Here is a 1,186-nt window from a genome sequence, read left to right as displayed (position 1 = left end):
CTAGTGTGGTGTCTCATAAGTAATTGGAATTATTTCGGCGAGTGTTGATCCCAGGAGTTTCCTTGGAGGAGACTACGCCGATGGCCCACACTGGACGCCCCGCCACGAAGCTGCAGATCACCGATGCCGAGCGCCAAGAGCTCCAGGCGCGCTTGCGCGTACGCAAGGCGCCAGCAGACGAGAAGCTGCGCATGCGAATTGTGCTGGGCTGCGCGGATGGAGAGTCGGGCACTGTGATTGCCCAGCGCTTGGGAACGACGGTGCAAACCGTCTCCAAGTGGCGGCGGCGCTACCAGGCGTACCGCCTGGCGGGTTTGACCGATGCACCGCGCACGGGCCGCCCCCGCAGTGTGGGAGATGAGCGGGTTCAGCACATCGTGGACAAGGTTCGTCACAGCAGGCCTATCAACGCCACGCACTGGAGCGTGCGCCAGATGAGCCGAGAGGCGGGCGTATCACCGGCGACGGTGCAACGCATCTGGCATGCGTTTGGTCTGAAGCCGCATTTGCAGGAGACCTTCAAGCTGTCCACTGATCCTCATTTCGTGGACAAGGTGCGCGATGTGGTTGGGCTGTATATGGCACCACCTGATCGCGCCTTGGTGCTGTGCGTGGACGAGAAGAGCCAGATCCAGGCCCTGGATCGCACCCAGCCAGGGTTGCCACTGACGTTTGGCAAACCCAGCACGCGCACGCACGACTACAAGCGTCACGGCACAACGTCGCTGTTCGCAGCGCTGGATGTGGCCACTGGCAAAGTCATCGGACAGCTCAAGCGCCGTCACCGCAGCCTGGAATTCCTGCAGTTTCTCAAAGCCATTGATGCACAGGTGCCGGGCGACCAAGACATCCACCTGATCATGGACAACTACGGCACGCACAAGACGCAGGCCGTGCGGGCGTGGCTAGCAGCCCATCCCCGCTATCACGTTCACTTCACGCCAACTTCCGCGTCCTGGCTCAATCTGGTCGAGCGCTTCTTCAGCCAGCTCAGCGAGCAGTGGATCAAGCGCAGCGCCCACACCAGTGTCGCTCAGCTGGAGCAAGCCATCCAGGCATACATCGACCGTCACAACGAGGACCCCAAGCCGTTCGTGTGGCGAAAAAGCGCCGACACCATCCTGGCCTCTGTCGCTCGCGCTGCTGGTTCGATTATTTGATACTTATTTCTGAGACGCCACACTAG

The 1,186-nt window shown here is 61.0% G+C and carries 1 protein-coding gene; it reads left to right on the top strand.

Annotated features, from left to right (window positions below; translation table 11 throughout):
• Positions 1-80 precede the first annotated feature (80 nt).
• Complete coding sequence (locus QUB35_RS39015) at positions 81-1,160, top strand: IS630 family transposase (RefSeq protein ID WP_158391304.1); 1,080 nt, start codon at positions 81-83, stop codon at positions 1,158-1,160.
• Positions 1,161-1,186: the final 26 nt, after the last annotated feature.

This window comes from Microcoleus sp. B13-B6 (genome assembly GCF_036705405.1).
GTDB lineage: Bacteria > Cyanobacteriota > Cyanobacteriia > Cyanobacteriales > Microcoleaceae > Microcoleus.
Note: the sequence above shows the minus strand (reverse complement) of the source record. Positions and strands in the feature narration are given on the sequence as shown.

Bases quoted from the DNA above. Each gene is read 5' to 3' on its own strand.
- QUB35_RS39015 (WP_158391304.1), top strand. From the start codon at position 81: ATGGCCCACACTGGACGCCCCGCCACGAAGCTGCAGATCACCGATGCC.